This window comes from Brevundimonas sp., assembly GCF_032017145.1.
Lineage (GTDB): Bacteria > Pseudomonadota > Alphaproteobacteria > Caulobacterales > Caulobacteraceae > Brevundimonas.
On sequence record NZ_DALZQC010000200.1, the window covers coordinates 1 to 2528 of the forward strand.

A 2528-nucleotide genomic window follows, 5' to 3' on the forward strand; every position below is an offset into this window, starting at 1 on the left:
CCTCGCCGCAACCATCTTATGGATGCGATAAGTGTCCACAGAACCTAGGATGACGAGCGGTGGGGGAAGCCTCCTGAGTTGCGGGTTCGCCCCATGGGCGCCCCGGAATGACGATGGAGATCAGGCCCGATCGGCCAATATCCGCGTCGCCAGGTCGCGGGCCTGGCCGCGCAGGTCGGGGACGGCGGTCATCTCCCAGAAGGCGCCGCGCGTCAGGGGGCCGATGGCGTGCAGGCCCTGGGCCGGATGGCCGTCGGCGTCCAGCAGGCGGCCGTCGTCGTCGACCTGAAGCCCCAGGCCCAGGGGATCGGGCCGGCCATGGCCCTTCTGCAGGATGTCGCGGATCATCGGCTCCATGCTGTGACCGATGGAGCCCAGCGGGCCGGTGCAGTTGACCACCAGGTCGAACCGGTCGCGGATGGGGCGGCGGCGGCCGCGCGGGCGCCAGGCGACCTCGATGACGTCGGCGGCCTTCAGTTCCGTCAGCTTGCCGGCCAGGACCGTCAGTTCGCCGCCCGCCAGCATGGAATGGATGTCGCGCGCCGAGCCGGGCGACAGGCGGTGGCGATGCACGTCCCACAGGGGGCGCAGATGGCGCAGGAACCGCCGCCGCTCGACCGCCGACCAGCCCCGCCACAGGGCGCGGGCCGAATGGCGCAGCCGGTCGAACACGGCGCGCCAGTCGGCCTGATCGGTCGCCTTTCGCACCTGGCGCAGGACCTGGGCCGGGCCGCCCGAGAAGTCGCCCTCGAAGGGGGCGGGGGGCGCGACGGCATGGGCGCGGGGCAGAAGGCCGTGGCGCGACAGGGCGGTGAACCGCCGCCCCGGCCGCCGCAGCGTCAGGGCCGCATCCACCATGGTCAGGCCCGACCCGATCAGAAGCACATTGCGCGCCGTCTGGGCCGAGGCCGGGTCCAGCCGCCAGGGGTTCTCGACATAGGCGGACGAGGCGCGGACGGCCGCGTCCACGCCCGGCGGCGAGGCCGGCTCCAGATTGCCCAGCGCCAGCACGACCTGGTCCACGACGATCTCGCCGTCCGAGGTTCCGATGCGCCAGCCGTCGTCGCGGCGATCCAGCGCGCGGGCCTCGGCGCCGATCAGGGTCAGGCGCTCGGGCGCATCCTCCAGCGTCGCGTCCAGCAGGGATTGCAGATAGTCGCCATAGACGCCGCGGGTGATGAAGCCGTCCTGGGCGCGCCACGACGGCTGTTCCGCCAGCCAGTCGGCCAGATGCCCCGGCCGGTCGGGAAAGGCGCTCATATTGTCCAGGCGCACGTTCAGCAGATGCTGGGGATTGCCGGTGTCATAGGCCGTGCCGGGGCCGAACACGCCGCGCCGCTCGATCAGGGTCACCCGCACAGAGGGCGAGGCCCGCAGCAGGTTCACGGCCGTCAGCAGGCCGCTGAACCCCGCGCCCACAATGGCGATCTGCGGCCCGTTTCGCTGTGACATGCGCGCTCCGTCCTGGTTTCGACGCCGTGTCGATAGCACACGGCGAGGGACTCCGATCATGGCGATAAATATCTATCTGACCAGTAGGAATATGGTCGCCGCGCTTCAATCGACGGCCAGCGTTGTAGCCGTCATTCCGGGGCGTCCGAAGGACGAACCCGGAACCCAGGAGGCGGAAATCCGGCGTCAAATGCGTTCAGCAGCGCGACCGTAGCCCTGGGTTCCGGGTTCTTTGCTGCGCTCAGCCCCGGAATGACGATTGGGGGCGATCAGCGACGACGCCGACCCGCGCGCAGGTCCGCTAGCGCCAAGGGGATCAGGCTCCACGGCTCGATGCAGTAGCGGACGAACAGACGCCGGGGATCGTGGAACAGACGGTAAGCCCATTCGATCCCGGCCCGGCCCATCCAGCGCGGCGCCGCGCTCTGGACGCCCGCTTCATAGTCGAAGGCGGCCCCGACCGACAGGACGACGCAGTCGGGCAGCCGGTCGTAGTTGTCGGCAATCCAAAGCTCCTGACGCGGCATTCCCATGCCGACGAACAGGACGTGGGGCTGGAAGTCCTCGATCAGTGCAAGGACAGCGGCGTTTTCGGCCGAGCCGGAGCGGGCGTCGAAGAAGCCGTGATGGACCACGATCTCGGCGCCGGGCCAGGCGGCGCGCAGGCGGCGGGCCGCCGTCTCGCCCACGCCGGGCGCGCCCCCGACCGACAGGACGCGCCAGCCGTTGCGGGCGGCTACGCTCCAGAAATGGTCGCGCCAGTCCAGATAGGTGCAGCGGTGGAACCCCCGGCTGTTCAGGCCCGTCAGCCGCGAAAAGGCGATCAGGGGCGTGGAATCGACCTCCACCATGTCGGCCCGGTCATAGAAGGCGGACAGGCCCGGCGTGCGTTGCATCAGATGCAGGCTGTGCAGATTGTGGTTGGCGATCAGGCTTTTGCGGCCCTCGGCCACGGCCTGCTGGATATGGTGCTGGACCTCTTCGGGACGGACCAGATCGACCCACTGGCCCATCAGCCGCACTCGCTCGCTGGCGCGGCGGCGCGTGCGGAAGGGGGCGCGGGGCCGGGCGCGGCG

The 2528-nt window shown here is 70.4% G+C and carries 2 protein-coding genes; both read right to left on the reverse strand.

The features are described 5' to 3' along the window. Positions 1 to 120 precede the first annotated feature (120 nt). The gene (locus tag RTU05_RS17865) at positions 121 to 1452 is read right to left on the reverse strand and encodes an FAD/NAD(P)-binding protein (RefSeq protein WP_312599631.1); all 1332 of its coding nucleotides are present in this window, start codon (positions 1450 to 1452) and stop codon (positions 121 to 123) included. A gap of 269 nt (positions 1453 to 1721) precedes the next feature. Continuing rightward, positions 1722 to 2528 (reverse strand): WecB/TagA/CpsF family glycosyltransferase (locus RTU05_RS17870; RefSeq protein ID WP_312599632.1); only part of this gene is annotated, 807 nt, incomplete at its 5' end.

Bases quoted from the DNA above. Each gene is read 5' to 3' on its own strand.
- RTU05_RS17865 (WP_312599631.1), bottom strand. From the start codon at position 1,452: ATGTCACAGCGAAACGGGCCGCAGATCGCCATTGTGGGCGCGGGGTTC.